Annotated in this window: 16 protein-coding genes (1 of these 16 cut by a window edge); 4 read left to right on the forward strand and 12 right to left on the reverse strand. The window is 60.6% G+C overall.

The window, feature by feature from the left end:
* The 6 genes in view from KYK33_RS19905 to KYK33_RS19930 are tightly spaced (at most 2 nt apart) and all read right to left on the reverse strand, a layout consistent with a single transcriptional unit that may run on beyond the window.
* Nucleotides 1-732, reverse strand: partial view of a tetratricopeptide repeat protein gene (locus KYK33_RS19905; protein ID WP_224431624.1) — the 5' portion only. The gene continues 453 nt to the left of window position 1, outside the view; the window shows 732 of its 1,185 coding nt (coding positions 1-732); it begins with the start codon at nt 730-732; the stop codon falls past the left edge of the window.
* A 2-nt stretch (nt 733-734) separates the two neighbouring features.
* Entirely contained in the window at nt 735-1,397 is a 663-nt protein-coding gene (locus KYK33_RS19910; RefSeq protein WP_224431625.1) for an energy transducer TonB, read from the reverse strand.
* Nucleotides 1,394-1,795 carry an ExbD/TolR family protein gene (locus tag KYK33_RS19915; RefSeq protein WP_224431626.1) on the reverse strand — a complete coding sequence of 134 codons (402 nt, stop codon included), beginning with the start codon at nt 1,793-1,795 and terminating at the stop codon, nt 1,394-1,396. Before KYK33_RS19915 ends, KYK33_RS19910 begins: the two co-directional genes overlap by 4 nt.
* Nucleotides 1,792-2,322, reverse strand: a complete 531-nt coding sequence (locus KYK33_RS19920; protein WP_224431627.1) for a MotA/TolQ/ExbB proton channel family protein — start codon at nt 2,320-2,322, stop codon at nt 1,792-1,794. Before KYK33_RS19920 ends, KYK33_RS19915 begins: the two co-directional genes overlap by 4 nt.
* A complete protein-coding gene (locus KYK33_RS19925; RefSeq protein ID WP_224431628.1) occupies nt 2,319-3,614 on the reverse strand; it encodes a MotA/TolQ/ExbB proton channel family protein in 1,296 nt (431 codons plus the stop codon). The genes KYK33_RS19920 and KYK33_RS19925 overlap by 4 nt, the downstream gene beginning before the upstream one ends.
* Nucleotides 3,611-4,369 (reverse strand): DUF3450 domain-containing protein, encoded by a 759-nt coding sequence (locus KYK33_RS19930; protein ID WP_224431629.1) that lies wholly within the window; start codon nt 4,367-4,369, stop codon nt 3,611-3,613. The genes KYK33_RS19925 and KYK33_RS19930 overlap by 4 nt, the downstream gene beginning before the upstream one ends.
* A 209-nt stretch (nt 4,370-4,578) precedes the next feature.
* On the opposite strand from KYK33_RS19930, the gene KYK33_RS19935 reads away from it, so the two are divergent.
* Nucleotides 4,579-5,355, forward strand: coding sequence for a helix-turn-helix transcriptional regulator (locus KYK33_RS19935; RefSeq protein ID WP_224431630.1), 777 nt, complete (start codon nt 4,579-4,581; stop codon nt 5,353-5,355).
* 62 nt (nt 5,356-5,417) lie between these two features.
* Here KYK33_RS19935 and glmS read toward each other — a convergent pair whose 3' ends face one another.
* Nucleotides 5,418-7,250 carry a glutamine--fructose-6-phosphate transaminase (isomerizing) gene (glmS, locus tag KYK33_RS19940; RefSeq protein ID WP_042044027.1) on the reverse strand — a complete coding sequence of 611 codons (1,833 nt, stop codon included), beginning with the start codon at nt 7,248-7,250 and terminating at the stop codon, nt 5,418-5,420.
* Between the two features lie 50 nt (nt 7,251-7,300).
* The gene (locus KYK33_RS19945; protein WP_224431631.1) at nt 7,301-8,074 is read right to left on the reverse strand and encodes a DeoR/GlpR family DNA-binding transcription regulator; all 774 of its coding nucleotides are present in this window, start codon (nt 8,072-8,074) and stop codon (nt 7,301-7,303) included.
* A 123-nt stretch (nt 8,075-8,197) separates the two neighbouring features.
* On the opposite strand from KYK33_RS19945, the gene blrA reads away from it, so the two are divergent.
* From blrA to creD, 3 genes are all read left to right on the forward strand, one after another.
* Entirely contained in the window at nt 8,198-8,872 is a 675-nt protein-coding gene (blrA, locus tag KYK33_RS19950) for a beta-lactam response regulator transcription factor BlrA (RefSeq protein ID WP_224431632.1), read from the forward strand.
* Between the two features lie 149 nt (nt 8,873-9,021).
* Complete coding sequence (gene blrB, locus KYK33_RS19955) at nt 9,022-10,446, forward strand: beta-lactam sensor histidine kinase BlrB (RefSeq protein WP_224431633.1); 1,425 nt, start codon at nt 9,022-9,024, stop codon at nt 10,444-10,446.
* Nucleotides 10,447-10,615: 169 nt separating this feature from the next.
* The gene (creD, locus tag KYK33_RS19960) at nt 10,616-11,959 is read left to right on the forward strand and encodes a cell envelope integrity protein CreD (protein ID WP_224431634.1); all 1,344 of its coding nucleotides are present in this window, start codon (nt 10,616-10,618) and stop codon (nt 11,957-11,959) included.
* 60 nt (nt 11,960-12,019) lie between these two features.
* Here the strand turns inward: creD and glmU are convergent, their stop codons facing one another.
* From glmU to atpG, 4 genes are all read right to left on the reverse strand, one after another.
* Nucleotides 12,020-13,381 carry a bifunctional UDP-N-acetylglucosamine diphosphorylase/glucosamine-1-phosphate N-acetyltransferase GlmU gene (gene glmU, locus KYK33_RS19965; RefSeq protein ID WP_224431635.1) on the reverse strand — a complete coding sequence of 454 codons (1,362 nt, stop codon included), beginning with the start codon at nt 13,379-13,381 and terminating at the stop codon, nt 12,020-12,022.
* 93 nt (nt 13,382-13,474) lie between these two features.
* Nucleotides 13,475-13,900 carry a F0F1 ATP synthase subunit epsilon gene (locus tag KYK33_RS19970; RefSeq protein ID WP_005893194.1) on the reverse strand — a complete coding sequence of 142 codons (426 nt, stop codon included), beginning with the start codon at nt 13,898-13,900 and terminating at the stop codon, nt 13,475-13,477.
* A gap of 18 nt (nt 13,901-13,918) precedes the next feature.
* A complete protein-coding gene (gene atpD, locus KYK33_RS19975) occupies nt 13,919-15,307 on the reverse strand; it encodes a F0F1 ATP synthase subunit beta (protein WP_042044021.1) in 1,389 nt (462 codons plus the stop codon).
* Nucleotides 15,308-15,340: 33 nt separating this feature from the next.
* Nucleotides 15,341-16,207 (reverse strand): F0F1 ATP synthase subunit gamma, encoded by an 867-nt coding sequence (gene atpG / locus KYK33_RS19980; protein WP_224431636.1) that lies wholly within the window; start codon nt 16,205-16,207, stop codon nt 15,341-15,343.
* Nucleotides 16,208-16,224: the final 17 nt, after the last annotated feature.

Raw genomic sequence — 16,224 nt, forward strand, 5'->3', positions numbered from 1 at the left:
GGCATACAAGCGGATCAGTTGACTCCTGGTATCCACATCATCCATCAGCTTGCGGTCTATGGCTGTTTGCAGCAACGCCAGGGCCTGCTCGCCCCGTTTGGCGGAAAGATTGAGGGCCACGGCCTGTTGCCACCAGCGTTGCTCGGTCGGCTCACGGCGGATCAGCTCGCTGGCCTGGTCGGCCGCCTGGGGATAACGCTGCAAGGCAGTCAGGGCCGAGAGCCGGATCAGGGCCACCGGTTTTTGCCACCCCTTCTTGAGCAGCTGATCGCTCTGGCTAACCGCCTCTGCGTACTGTTTGTTGTGGTAGTAGAGACCCGCCAGGCGCAACCTGAGCTCGTCACTTGGCTGCTTGGCAAGCACGGCCTGGTAGCTGGCAATGGCGCCACGCCAATTGGATTGCTGAGCTTGAATATCGCCATGCAGGCGCAGCAGCTGGAGCCGTTGTTGCTCCGGCCACTCTTTATAGGTCAGTGCCTGCTCCACATAGCGGCTCGCCTGGGCCGTCTGTTGCAAGTTGGCAGCCAGGGAGGCATTGAGCTGAGCCAACCAGGCCTGCTCAGCCTCTGAGCCTGGTTTCAGGTCGCGGGCCCGGCTCTGGGCCTGCTGGAACTGGCCGGACTGATAGAGCTTGAGCACGGGGGCCAGCTGGCGGGAGAAGAGCGGGCTCACCTCCATGGCCCAACTGCCGGCGCTCACCAGGGCCAACAGGCAGATCCAGATCCGCAACATAGTCATGACTCCAACTTGAACTTGAGGGTGATCACCTGGGGCAACTTGTCACTCGCCCCGGGTCTTGGCTGATAACGCCACTTGCTCACCGCCTGGATGGCGGCTCGCTCGAACTGACGCCTGGGTTTGGCCTCGACCACGGTCACATCCTGTACCCGTCCCTGGGCATCGACCGCGAAGCTCAGCGTCACGAAACCCTCTATACCAGCCTGTTGCGCCCGGTAGGGGTAGGCAGGCTCGATGCGCTGCAGCGGGGTCAAGATGTCACTGCTGCCAACACCGCCCAGCTGACCATGGGGATTCCCCGCTGCCACGGCAGCCGGTGCTGGCGCGGCCAGTACACCGGGGGCGGCAACCTGCACCGGACTCAGATCAGCCACCAGATCCAGGCTGGGTTGTACCGAAGGCAGAGGCGGCGTTACCGGGGTGGGCATGGGGCTCAGGGAGAGAGCGGCCGGGGGTTCGGGCAGAGGCTCGGGTTTCGGCGGGACAGGGCGCTCTCGCTGCGCGACCTCGCTCTGCTCCGTCTGCATCCGGATGACGATAGGATCCTGTTCATCGCGCTGGCTGCGCTCCTGGGGTGGCTCGACCAGGGCGGCCATGAACAGCAATATCCCCAGGCTGAGCAGCAGACCCAGCCCCAGGCTCATCAGCTTGAACTTCATGGGGCAGACACCGCTACCGCTATGCTGGCGATCCCGGCGGCCTTGGCCTCATCCATCACCCTCACCACCTTGCCATGGGGCACACGCTCGTCAGCCTGGATCACCAGGCTGGCCTCGGGCTGTTCGGCCAACATGCGCGCCAGGCTGGCTTGCACCCGCTCTATGTCTACCGGCTTGCGATCCAGGTAGATCTGACCCTGTTCACCGATGGCCAACATGATGCTGGAGGACTTCTGGGCCTTGGCATTGCTCGCTTGGGGACGATTGACCTCGAGCCCGGCTTCACGCACGAAAGAGGTGGTCACTATAAAGAAGATCAACATGATGAAGACGATGTCGAGCATGGGGGTCATGTCTATCTGCACTTCATCACGCACGCGCTTGGATTGGCGTCTCATGGTAATACCTTCTCTTCGCGCAGTCCGTCCCGGGTTTGTGCCAAGGCCCGTTTGGCCTTGCTGTCGAGACGACTGAGTAACAATACGCCGAGCAAGGCAACGACCATGCCCGCCATGGTAGGTATGGTGGCGCGGGAGATGCCGCCGGCCATGCTCTCTGGATTAAAACGGTTGGCTGCCGCCAGGGTGTCGAACACCCCTATCATGCCGGTCACTGTGCCAAGCAGCCCCAACATGGGGCAGAGCACGACCAGGGTGCGGATGATGATCAGATGGCGACCGAGCTCCAGCTCGGCCTGAGCCAGCCAGCGACCACGGATGGCGCGGGCATGCCAGCTGCTTTGTTCCGCTCTGGCCTGCCAGTCGGCTTGCAGACGGCGCTGCAATACGCCATAGCCCAGATTGAGATACAGCAACCGCTCAATGATCAGGATCCACATCAGCGCCAGCATGGCCAGTATGACCCAGAGCACAGGGCCACCTCGGCCCATGAAGCTCTGCAACTGATGCCAGATGTCGAGCATCATGCCGCACGCCCTTCCCGTATTTCGCCTTCGGCACGCTCGGCCAATATGCCGGCCACTTGCTGCTCCAACACATTGGAGAGCTCGACGAAGCGCGACTGCAGCAAGCTATGGGAGAGGATGAGCGGTATGGCTGCCACCAGCCCCATGACGGTGGTGATCAGCGCCATCGAGATGCCACCGGCCATGATCTTGGGATCGCCGGTACCGAACTGGGTGATGGCCTGGAAGGTGCCAATCATGCCGGTCACCGTGCCGAGCAGACCCAGCATGGGCGCCAGGGCGGCGATCACCTTGACCATGCCCAGACCCCGCTCGAGGCGCGGCGTCTCCTGCAAGATGGCCTCATCCAGCCTTAGCTCCAGGGTCTCCATGGCGATCTCCGGGTGCTTGTCCGCGACCAGCAGAACCCGGCCGAGGGCGTTGTCCGCATGATAGTCACCGCTGGCCAGCTGACGACGCACCCGGCCCAGCTCGCGAGAGAGGCTCCACAGCCGCACCGCGGCGATGCCCAGGCCGATCAGGGCCAGCAATATGATGATGGCGCCCACTTTTCCGCCCTGCTGCAGCTGCTGCCAGAAACCAGGGGCCTGGGCCTGCATGGCAAGCAGGACGCCATGGGAGGGATCGAGCGGTACGGCCTCGCCCTCCTGACCCTGGTATGCATGGGCGGCACGATTGAGACTGGCTGGCAGACCGAGCACAGGGGTCAGGCCATCGGCTTCCACCTGGAGCAACCCCTCTTTCCCCAGCAACATGAAGCTGCCGATGCGGGTCACCGGCTGGCGGCTGGCGGCACCCTGGCCATCCAGCACATTGGCGTCGAAGCGGGCAATCTGGCCCGATCCGGTGATCTCTTGCATCAGTAGACTTGGCAGTTGAGCCAGGGCGGTGCGGTCCGGCACATCCTGCTCCTTGCTCATCTGCTGCAAGGGTTGCAAGCGATCGCCATATTGACCCTGAAGCGCCGAGCCACCGAGCAACCTGGTCGCGTCGTTTGCTCCCTGGCGGGCCACGGCAAAGACCTCGTCCATGTCACTGGCCGCTTGCTGCCACTGGGATTTCAATTCACCCAGCTTTTTCTCGTTGTCGGCAAATTCACTCGCCAGCTGCTTGCTCTGCTGCTGGGCGGCACTCAGCCGGGCACGGGCGCTCGCCAGGGTCTTGCTGACCTCACCAAGATCCTGACTCGCTTGTTGTTCGCGGGCCTGCTCCTGTGCCTGCCAGTCTTCATTGGCCAACGCTGGCTGCATCATGCCCAGTGTCAGAGCGACAAGAAGGGGAAGTTGTCTCATGACTGGGTCTCCTGCAGGGCCACGGAGAGCGGCAGTTGCAACAACTGGGGGACGCCCTTCTCTTTTGCCATGGCGAATGCCTCGCCGAGCGGGCTCAGCCACTGTTCATCCAGCGCCAGCCATGTTTTCTGTTGTGCCGACCAGCGCCAGGCCAGGCTGTGATCCGCCGTCATGGCGAGCAGGGCCACCCGGCCCACGGCCAACACCTCGACCCGGCGCGGCGTGCCATCCAGGGTCAACTCGGCCGAATAGGCATCGAGCCGGTTACCGTATTCGGCCTCGATCTGATAGGCCTGCAACAGTTGGCGAAATTTCTCCGCCTCGCTCACGTCGCTGCGCGCCAGGGTCGCTTTCAACCCCTGCACCCGTGATAACCGCTCCTCCTTGCGCAGGGGAATGTCATCTTGCACCAGCGACGCCAGGTCGCTCTGCATCTTCAGCATCAGGGGGATAAGGCCCTGACGGGTCTCTTCCACCGCGCCGAGCTGGGTATTGAGGCGAGTCAGCTCCTTGCGCTGATCGGCGACCAGAGACTGCATATAGCTGTTGTAAGCCTCGAGGTCGCGCAGTTGCAATTCGGCATTCTGCAACTCCTGGCGAGCGGCGAGGGCGGCATCGGCCGCTTTCTCCACCCGCAGCTGGGATGCTTGCCCGGCGGCAATACTCGCCTTGAGAGCAGGCTTGACCAGTTCATCGGCAGAAACTGACAAGGAGATCGATAATGGCAACAGGGCCAGACACCATAACTTGTTCATGAAATAGATCTTATCAATGATAACTATTCTCATTATTTCAAATCATGGGACCAGTAGCAATCGACATCAGTCCTTGGCCTAGGGGGAAAAAAACAGGATAATTTTTAGACAAACACGGGATGTACTGGCGTTGGTAGAAGCAACACCACATTTATAACTAAAAAATATCTTTTCGATCAGCAAGATAGGGATCGAAAAAGGAGAGAAAGATGTTTAACGACGCCATATGGGAACACATAGACAGGTTTACCAGGGCCAAGAAAACAAGCGACATCCAGCAGCTTCTGGAACGTTTCAGCCACCAGATGGGCTTCGATTATTTTCGTTTGCTGATTATTTTTCCCATCAGCATGCAAAAATCCCACGTCGCTCTGTTCAATAATTGCCCAACCAGCTGGTTCAATGCCTATACGGAAAAACAGTTCCTGACTCAGGATCCTGTGGTGCATCTTGGCCTCAAACAGACTCAGCCCATCTTCTGGAATCAGCTCGATTGCACCTCTCCCTGGCTACCCAGCGCCAGTCAGGAAGTGATGAACCTGGCCGCCGACTTCGGCGTTCGTAACGGTGTCTCCTTTCCGCTGCACACCCCGCAGGGTGAACACGGCATCCTCTCCTTTATTACCAAGGAAAAATCCGATTCCGAGCTGATGTTCGACAACGTGCCTATGCTCTCCTTCTGTGCCAGCTACATCTTCAACTCGGCCCTGACCCTCATCAAGGCCAGACCGGATCTGATGAAGTATCTGACCGAGCTGTCGGACCGGGAGAAGGAGTGCCTGTTCTGGGCCAGCGAGGGCAAGACCTCCTGGGAGATAGCCACCATACTCGGCATCAGCGAACGGACCGTCAATTTCCACCTCAATCAGGTGACCAACAAGACGGACTCCAAGAACCGCAGTCAGGCCATCGCCAAGGGGATCTCCAGCGGCATCATTGTGCCCTCCCTGACCGATGTGACCATCACCAACCTGCGGCTGTCGTAATCTGTTCAGCAGCAACAAAAAGAGCCGCATTTGCGGCTCTTTTTCATGGGATCATCTTTGGCTTATTCAACCGTAACCGACTTGGCCAGGTTGCGCGGCTGATCCACGTCCGTGCCCTTGATGAGGGCGACGTGATAGGAGAGCAGCTGCAAGGGCACCGTGTAGACGATGGGGGCGATCGCCTCCTCGACATGGCTGAGGTTCATCACCCGCATGGTCTGGTCACTCTTGAAACCGGCGGCCGCATCGGCGAACACATAGAGAATGCCGCCACGAGCGCGCACCTCTTCGACGTTGGACTTGAGCTTCTCCAGCAGATCGTTGTTCGGCGCCACCACTATGATGGGCATCTCGGCATCCACCAGCGCCAGCGGGCCGTGCTTCAGCTCACCGGCCGCATAGGCTTCGGCATGGATGTAGGAGATCTCCTTGAGCTTGAGCGCCCCTTCCATGGCAATGGGGTATTGGCTGCCGCGACCCAGGAACAGGCTGTGGTGCTTGTCGGCAAACTCTTCGGCCAGGGTTTCGATCTCCTTGGCCAGCGCCAGACTCTCCTTGATGCGCTGCGGCAGGGTCTTCAGCGCCTTGACCAGCTCGGCCTCGGCGGCGGCACTCAGGTTGCCACGGCAATGACCGATGGCGGTCACCAGCATCAGCAGACCGGCCAACTGGGTGGTGAAGGCCTTGGTGGAGGCTACGCCAATCTCGGTACCGGCCCGGGTCATGAAGGCGAGATCCGATTCCCGCACCAGGGAGGAACCCGGTACGTTGCAGATCGCCAGGGAGCTCATGTAGCCGGACTCCTTGGCCAGACGCAGGGCCGCCAGGGTATCGGCGGTCTCGCCGCTCTGGGAGAGGGTCACCAGCAGGCTGTTGGGGCGCACCACCGACTTGCGATAGCGGAATTCGGAGGCGATCTCCACGTCGCACGACACCCCGGCGATCTCTTCGAACCAGTAGCGGGCCACCATACCGGAGTTGTAGGAGGTGCCGCAGGCGATGATCTGGATGTGCTCGACCTGGTCGAAGATGGCGCGGGCGCCATTGCCGAACGACTCGACCACCACATGATCGCTGCCCAGCCGCCCTTCCAGGGTGTTGGTAATGGCCTTGGGCTGCTCGTAGATCTCTTTGAGCATGTAGTGGCGGTACTCGCCCTTGTCACCGGCATCGTGGGAGAGCTCGGATTCCAGCTCCTCGCGCACCACGGCGTTGCCCTGGGTATCGAAGATGTGCACGTCACGGCGGGTCACCTCGGCCACGTCACCCTCTTCCAGGAAGATGAAACGACGGGTCACCGGCAGCAGGGCCATCTGATCGGAGGCGATGAAGTTCTCGCCGATGCCGCGACCTATCACCAGCGGGGAGCCGGAGCGGGCCACCACCACACGGCTGTCGTCACGGCTGTCCATCACCACTGTGCCGTAGGCGCCGCGCAGCTGCTTCACCGCGACTTGCATGGCAACCAGCAGGCTGGGGGCGGATTTCAGTTCGTGGTGCACCAGATGGGCGATCACCTCGGTGTCGGTGTCTGAACTGAACTCATAGCCCAGCCCCTGCAACTCGGCCCGCAGCTCTTCGTGGTTCTCGATGATGCCATTGTGCACCACAACGATATGCTCGGAAACATGGGGGTGGGCATTGCGCTCGGAGGGCTCGCCGTGGGTCGCCCAGCGGGTGTGGGCGATGCCGGTACCGCCATGGACGGACTGTTCGTCCAGCGCCTTGGCCAGCTCGGCCACCTTGCCCAGACGGCGCACCCGTTGCAACGGGTGCTCGCTGCTGAACACGGCTACACCGGCGGAGTCATAACCGCGATACTCGAGACGGCGCAGGCCTTCCACCAGAATTTCAGCCACATCACGTTGGGCGACTGCCCCGACGATGCCACACATAGACTTCTCCTTAAAATTGACTTGTTAACAATGGGATGAGCAGGCGAGCGTCAGCCTGCGAGGGGGGCGCAGATCAGCGTCACCCCTTTGGATTCGAGTAGTTGCCGGGTCTCGTCGGCCAAGTCTTCGTCCGTCACCAGGGTATGGATTTGCGCCCAGGGCAACTCCAGGTTGGGGATCTTGCGGCCTATTTTTTCTGACTCGACCATGACGATCACCTCCCGCGACACCTCGGCCATCACCCGGGACAGGCCCACCAGCTCGTTGAAGGTGGTGGTGCCCCGCTCGGGATCTATGCCATCGGCGCCGATGAACAGCTGGTCGAAGTCATAGGAGCGCAACACCTGCTCCGCCACCTGGCCCTGAAAGGACTCGGAGTGGGGATCCCAGGTGCCGCCGGTCATCAGCAGGGTGGGTTCGTTCTCCAGCTCGCGCAGGGCACCCGCCACATTGAGGGAGTTGGTCATGACGATGAGGCCACGCTTGTTGCCCAGCATGGGGATCATGGCGCTGGTGGTGCTGCCGCTGTCGATGATGATGCGATTGTGATCGCGGATCCGGTCAGCAGCCGCACGGGCGATGGCCAGCTTTCGCTTCGAAACTTGTTCCGGGTTATCCGTCACGACCATCTCGCTCGGTAGCGGCACGGCGCCCCCATAACGACGCAGCAGCAGACCGCCGGTTTCCAGCACCGCCAGATCCTTGCGGATGGTCACTTCCGAGGTGGAGAAGTGCTTGGCCAGGGTATCGACGCTCACTTCGCCCTGCTCTTGCACCAGGGTCACTATGGTGTGGCGGCGCTGTTGAGTGTTTCGTTTTGTCATCGTTAAGTTTCGATTCGAAAGAATGGCGGGATATTAGCAAGCTTTGCGGGAAAAACAAGCGGACAAAATAGGATCCCCATCACTTAACTGCCAAAATAGACCGGCAGAGAGTGAGAGGATCCCATGCACAAGAGATTGATATGGTTGGTAGAAGACGAAGCCAACATCGCCGACACCCTGATCTATGCCCTGCAGACCGAGGGGTTCGAGGTGATCTGGTTCAACCTGGGCGAGACCATGTTGGCGCGACTGGAACAGACGCAACCTGACTTCCTGATCCTGGATGTGGGTCTGCCCGACATCAATGGCTTCGAGCTGTGCAAGCGGGTGCGGGCGCACAGCGACACCCCGCTGATGTTCCTCACCGCCCGCAGCGAGGAGATAGACCGCTTGATCGGGCTGGAGATTGGCGCCGATGACTATGTGGCCAAGCCGTTCTCGCCCCGGGAGGTCTGTGCCAGGGTACGCACCATCTTGCGCCGCAGCGAGCGGCAGCCCCCCTCACAGGCCAGTGGTTTGCTGCTGGATGAGGAGCGGGCCCGCATTTGTTTCCACGGTCAACCCCTGAGCCTCACCCGCTATGAATACCTGCTGCTCAAGACGCTGATGCAGGCGCCGGGCCGGGTTTACTCCCGCCAGCAGTTGATGGATCGGGTGTGGAGCGGGGCCGAAGATAGCCTGGATCGCACCGTCGATACCCATATCAAGACCCTGAGGGCCAAGCTGCGGGAGCGGGATCCCGATGCCAATCTGATCCTGACCCACAGGGGGCTGGGTTACAGCCTGGAGCTGGCATGACCGATGTGCATGGGACTGCAACTGCCGCGCAGCCTGGGCTGGCATGCAATATGAGACACGAAATATGACCATTGAACGGCAACAGCCCGACCACCGGGATCTGCCATGAGCACAATAGAACGGCAACTAGCTTGCCGTCAGGGACGGATATGAGGATTGGACTGCAACTGCTGGCCGGGCTGCTGCTCATCTTCGCCCTGGCCGCCTGGTTTGTACTGGAGATCTTCGTCGAGGAGATCAAGCCCGGGGTGCGCAGCGCCGCCGAAGATACCCTGGTCGACATGGCCCAGATACTGGCCCCCCTGGCGCTGGACGATTTGCAGGATGGCAAGATGGCCAATGGGCGACTGGCCCATGCCTTCACTCGCCTCAACCAGAGCCCCATCAATGCCCTGATCGACGGCCACCTCAAGCAGCAGGCCGAGTATCGCATCTATGTTGTTGATGCTAATGGCAGCGTTATCTACGACTCCTCTGGCCAGGATCTGGGCAAAGACTACTCCCGCTGGAACGACGTCCACCTGACCCTGCGCGGTCAATATGGTGCCCGCAGCACCCGCAGCGACCCGGACGATCCCACCAGCTCGGTCATGCACGTGGCGGCGCCGCTGCGCGAAGGGAATAAGATACTGGGCTCCCTCACCGTCGCCAAACCCAATCACACCCTGCTGCCGATGATAGAGCGTGGTGAGCGCCAGCTATTGCAGGCTGCCGCCCTCATGCTATTCATCGCCCTGCTCATCGGCGCTCTGCTGGTGTGGTGGCTCAACCGTTCCATCCGCAAGCTGGAAAGCTACGCCCAGGCGGTCAGCCAGGGGGAGCCGGCCCAGTTGCCCCATCTATACAGTCTGGAGCTGGACAGGTTGGGGCGTTCCCTCGAGACGATGCGCCGCCAGCTCGATGGCAAGCGTTACATAGAGCAGTACGTTCACAGCCTGACCCATGAACTCAAGAGCCCCCTGGCCGCCATTCGCGGGGCGGGAGAGCTGCTGGCGGAGGCGCCCCCTGCCGAGGTCGCGACTCGATTCATCAACAATATCAATCAGGAGTCGACCCGGATGCAGCAGCTGATCGAGCGCATGTTGCAGCTCGCTCGCCTCGAGTCGGGCCAGGAACGTGAACGTCAGGCGGTGGATCCGATGCAGCTGGGAGAAGGGGCGGTGGCGGCGCGCCAGATAGTGGCCGACAGGCGCGGCATCACCCTCAGCCACAGCCTCAAACCAGCCCAGCCACAACGCTGGGATCGACTGCTGGTGGGACAGGCGCTGGGCAATCTGATCGACAATGCCCTCGACTTCAGCCCAAGCGGAGGCCTGTTAGTGATAGAGGGCGAACCGGTGCAGGAGGGTTACCGCTTCCGGGTCAAGGATCAGGGGCCTGGCATCCCGGATTTCGCCCTGCCGCGCATCTTCGAGCGCTTCTACTCCCTGCCCAGGCCAAACGGCGCCAAGAGCAGCGGCATAGGGCTCAGCTTCGCCGCCGAGGTGGCCCGCCAACATGGAGGCAGCCTGACGTTGCACAACGAGCAGCAAGGCGGGGTACTGGCCGAACTCTGGCTGCCCAGCCATGGTTAACCCCTGAGCCAAGCCTCGGGCAGGCAACCGGCGAACACATCTATCAGGCTCCCACCCCCCACCTCAGCGGAGGTCGGTTTTTTCTCTCTCCTTCACCCTCACTTCACAGGGGCTCATCTCCCCTTCATCCAGCCCGGGGAGACTGGCTTGCGATAACAAGGAGCCCGTCATGGTCAAACAGATTGTCACCCACAAGATCTTCCTGCTACTGCTGCTCGGCCTGCTGCTGATGCTGCCGGTACAATCCATTCTGGATCTCAATCACGAGCGCCAGCACTATCAGCGTCAGGCCATCGGCAGCATGATGGCCAGCAGCAGCGGCCCGCAGCGGCTGCTGGGGCCAGTGCTGGTACAACCCTATAGCCGCGCCGTTACCGTGGAGCAGGATGGCAAGCGCTTCGTGCGTCAGGAGCGGCTCTATCGCTACCTGCTGCCGGAACAGCTGGATATGCGCGCCAACATGGTGGTCACCCCCCGCAAGCTCGGCATCTACCAGGCGCAGATCTACCACACCACCATCACCCTGTCCGGTCGCCTGCCCGATACCCTGACGGACAAGGCACTGCTGGCCAGCAACCCGGAGCTGCGCGTTGACGGTGCCGATCCGGCACTGGTGGCGGGTAAACCCTATCTGAGCCTGGTGCTGTCCGACGCCCGTGGCATCAACAGCGTCCCGGTGCTGCAACTGGGAGAGCGCCACATCCCCTTCGTCCCCGGTGCCCTGCTGGGAGAGGATCAGGCGGGTATTCACGCGCCGCTCGACGCCTTGCCGGGCGAACAGGGTGAGTTTCATATCGAGCTGAACCTGCAGGGTATGAACAGCCTGGAGCTGGTGCCCCTCGGTCGGGAGAGCAGGTTGCAACTGACCGGCAACTGGCCTCATCCCAACTTCATCGGCGATTTCCTGCCGGGCAGTCGCAAACTGGATGAGGCGGGTTTCAATGCCAACTGGCAGACCAGCTGGTTCGCCACCGACATGGAGACCCGCTTCTTGCGCAGCATGAGTGGCAAGGAGCAAGCACTGCCCGCCTTCAGCGTCAGTCTGGTGCAGTCTGTGGATCAATACCGACTCAACGAGCGAGCGGCCAAGTACGCCCTGCTGTTCATCGGCCTCACCTTCATCAGCTTCTTCATGTTCGAGCTGCTCAAAGGGCTGAGGGTCCACCCCATCCAGTACGCCCTGGTCGGCATGGGGCTGGTCATCTTCTATCTGCTACTGCTGGCGCTGACCGAGCATCTGGGCTTCGCCCTCGCCTACCTGCTGGCGGCGCTGGCCAGCGTGGCGCTCAATGGCTTCTACCTGAGCCATGTGCTGGGGGGCCTGAAGCAAGGGCTCGGCTTCGCGGCCCTGCTGGGGGTTGTCTATGCCACCCTCTATGGCCTGCTGCAAGCAGAGCAGAGCGCGTTACTGCTCGGCGCCCTGCTGCTGTTTGCCATACTGGCGCTGATCATGATGCTGACCCGCAAGCTGGACTGGTACAGGGTCATGGAGAGCACGGAGTCCAGGCCATAAAAAAACCGGCGCCACAAGGCGCCGGTTTCCTTTATTTCATGGATAGGGATTGATCGGGCATCACTTCTTCTTGACCGGACGCGCCCAATTCTGGATATGGCGCTGGGGCACCCGGGTGATCACCAGTTCGTGCTCTGCCACGTCCTTGGTGATGGTCGAGCCCGCCCCCAGGGTCGCCCCCTTGCCGATGCGCACCGGCGCCACCAGCTGGGTGTCGGAGCCGACGAAGACGTCATCCTCTATGATGGTCTGGAACTTGTTCACCCCATCATAATTGCAAGTAATGGTGCCGGCGCCGATGTTCACCCTGGCACCCACCTCGGTGTCTCCCAGATAGGTCAGGTGACCACACTTGGAGCCAACCCCGAGCCGGGACTTCTTCATCTCGACGAAGTTGCCCACATGAGCATCCTGTTCCAGCACGGCACCGGGCCGCAGGCGGGCAAAGGGGCCGACCGAGCACTGGTCAGCAACCTGCGCCCCCTCGATGACGGAGTAGGGTTTCACTTCACTGTGATCGCCGATTTCGCAATCTTTCAGCACGCAACCCGCACCGATGCGCACATGATTGCCGAGTTTGACCTTGCCCTCGATGATGACGTTGACGTCGATCACCACCTCTTCACCCACCTCCAGTTCGCCGCGCAAATCGAAGCGGGCCGGATCGATCAGGGTCACACCGGCGATCATCAGCCTCTCGGCCTGCATCTGCTGATAGCTGCGCTCCAATGCCGCAAGCTGCACCCGGTTGTTGGCCCCTTCCACCTCCATGGCGCTGTCCGGATGGACGGCGGCGATGGGGCAACCATCCCCATGGGCCATGGCAATCACGTCGGTGAGATAGAACTCGCCCTGGGCATTCTTGTTGTCCAGGCGGGACAACCAGCTGCGCAGCTGCGCCCCCTTGGCCACCAGCACGCCGGTGTTCACTTCGCGGATGGCGAGCTGCTCGGCGTTGGCATCCTTCTGCTCGATGATGCCGACCACCTGGCCGTTTTCCCGGACGATACGGCCATAGCCGGTCGGGTTGTCCAACACCACGGTCAGCAGCGCCATGCCGCCATCGGCCTTGGCGACCAGCAGTCGTTGCAGGGTCTCGGGCTGGATCAGCGGAGTGTCGCCGTACAGCACCAGTACGTCGTCTTCGTCTTGCCAGAACGGGATCGCCTGGGCCACCGCATGGCCGGTGCCCAGCTGCTGGGCCTGCAGCACCCAGTTCAGATCCGGCGCGGCGATCCGCTCCTTGAGCAACTCGGCGCCGTGGCCATAGACCAGGTGCAGTTGCTCGGCACCTATCTGGCGAGCGGTGTCGATGACATGGGAGACCATGGGCTTGTTGGCGACAGGGTGCAGTACTTTTGGCAAGGAGGAGCGCATGCGAGTACCTTTACCCGCAGCCAGGATCACGACGTTGAGAGACATAGCCAGCCTTTGAAACTTGAGGAAATGCTCGGCGGAGTCTATCCAACGGATAAAAAAAAAGCGACCCGAAGGTCGCTTTTTGCATCACCGCTATTAACGGTAATTCTTTTTGACGATATCGATAACCCGCAGTTGGGCCATCGCCTTGGCCAGCTCGGTAGCGGCCTGGGCGTAATCGATGTCACCATGGGAGCTGTTGATCCGCTCCTCGGCACGACGCTTGGCTTCCTGGGCTTTCGCCTCATCCAGATCGTCGGCACGAATTGCGGTATCGGCCAGCACAGTCACGGCTTCGGGTTGTACTTCCAGCATGCCGCCGGAAACGTACATCACCTCTTCGCCACCATTCTGCTTGATCAAGCGGACCAGGCCCGGCTTGATGGCAGTCAGCAGCGGCGCGTGACCGTGGTGGATACCCAGCTCACCTTCGGAGCCTGAAACCTGTACGGTCTGAACACGGCCGGCAAACAGTTTGCCCTCTGCGCTCACCACATCCAGGTGAAAGGATATCTCAGCCATGGGTCCTCCTATCGAGGCTTACAGTTTCTTGGCTTTCTCGACGACTTCGTCGATACCGCCAACCATGTAGAACGCCTGCTCAGGCAGATCGTCATACTCGCCTTTCAGGATGCCCTGGAAACCACGAATGGTCTCTTTCAGCGGCACGTATTTGCCCGGTGAACCGGTAAATACTTCGGCCACGAAGAACGGCTGGGACAAGTAACGCTCGATCTTACGGGCACGGGATACGGTCAGTTTGTCTTCTTCTGACAGTTCATCCATACCCAGGATGGCGATGATGTCTTTCAGCTCTTTGTAGCGCTGCAGTACGGTCTGAACGCCACGAGCGGTGTCGTAGTGCTCCTTGCCAACCACCAGCGGATCCAGCTGACGGGAGGTGGAGTCCAGCGGGTCAACGGCCGGATAGATACCCAGTGCCGCGATCTGACGGGACAGAACGACGGTCGCATCCAGGTGGGCGAAGGTGGTCGCCGGGGACGGGTCGGTCAAGTCATCCGCAGGGACGTAAACGGCCTGTACGGAGGTGATGGAACCGGTCCGGGTGGAGGTGATACGTTCTTGCAGAACACCCATCTCCTCGGCCAGGGTCGGCTGGTAGCCTACTGCGGAGGGCATACGGCCCAGCAGTGCAGATACTTCGGTACCGGCCAAGGTGTAACGGTAGATGTTATCCACGAAGAACAACACGTCACGACCTTCGTCACGGAACTTCTCGGCCATGGTCAGACCGGTCAGCGCCACGCGCAGACGGTTTCCGGGCGGCTCGTTCATCTGACCGTAAACCAGGGATACTTTGTCCAGTACGTTGGACTCCATCATCTCGTGGTAGAAGTCGTTACCCTCACGGGTACGCTCGCCCACACCGGCAAAGACTGAGTAGCCGCTGTGTTCGATCGCGATGTTACGGATCAGCTCCATCATGTTGACGGTCTTGCCAACACCGGCGCCGCCGAACAGACCAACTTTACCACCCTTGGCGAACGGGCAAACCAGGTCGATAACCTTGATGCCGGTCTCCAGCAGATCGTTGCTGTTGGACTGATCTTCGTAGCTGGGGGCTTCGCGGTGGATGGACCAACGCTCTTCTTCGCCGATCGGACCCTTCTCATCGATGGGTTCGCCCAGTACGTTCATGATCCGACCCAGGGTCGAGGTACCAACCGGTACCTGGATTGCCTTGCCGGTATTAACTACTTCCAACCCACGACGCAGACCGTCGGAGGAACCCATGGTGATGCAGCGCACGACACCGCCACCGATCTGCTGCTGAACTTCCAGCACCAGACCCTGGCCTTGACCTTCACTGACGACGCACAGCGCATCGTACACCTTGGGTACGGCATTCTGCGGGAACTCGATGTCCACTACAGCGCCGATGATTTGGACGATGAAACCATTACTCATGTCAAATCCTCTAAATCTTTGATAACCCTTGCCTTACACCGCAGCAGCGCCCGATACGATCTCTGTCAGTTCCTGGGTAATACTGGCCTGACGGGCCTTGTTGTACACCAGTTGCAGATCGTTAATCAGGTTGCCGGCGTTGTCAGTCGCGGCTTGCATGGCAACCATTCGGGCTGCCTGTTCGCTGGCCAAGTTTTCCACCACGCCCTGGTACACCTGGGACTCGACGTAGCGAATCAGCAGGGTGTTCAGCAGCTGTTTGGGATCCGGCTCATAGAGGTAATCCCAATGGTGTTTCTTGGCGAGCTTGCTGTCTTCTGTTACGGGCAAAGGCAGCAATTGATCGACTCGGGGTTGTTGCACCATGGTGTTTACAAACTTGTTGTACACCAGGTACAGACGGTCAATCTCACCGTTGTCGTAAGCCTTCAGCATGACCTTGACTGAACCAATCAGGTCACTGATGCTCGGGTTGTCACCCAGTCCGGAGACATGGGCTTGCACCTTGGCACCGTGCCGCTGGAAGAAGCCGGAAGCCTTGTTACCGATCAGTGCCAGGTCAACCTTGGCACCTTTCGCGCTCCAGTCCTTCATCTCATTGAGGGCAGCCTTGAACAGGTTGATGTTCAGACCCCCACACAGGCCACGGTCGGTGGAGACGACGATGTAACCCACTCGCTTGACCTCACGTTCCATGAGGTAGGGGTGCTTGTATTCCAAGTTCCCCTGGGCGATATGGCCGATCACCTTGCGCATGGTTTCAGCGTACGGACGGCTGGCAGACATGCGTTCCTGCGCACGGCGCATCTTGCTTGCTGCCACCATTTCCATAGCGCCGGTGATCTTCTGAGTGTTCTTCACACTCCCGATCTTGGTACGTATCTCTTTTGCGCCGGCCATCTCTTACTCTCCTTCAG

This window comes from Aeromonas rivuli (assembly GCF_020149575.1).
In the GTDB taxonomy this organism is placed as follows: domain Bacteria; phylum Pseudomonadota; class Gammaproteobacteria; order Enterobacterales; family Aeromonadaceae; genus Aeromonas; species Aeromonas rivuli.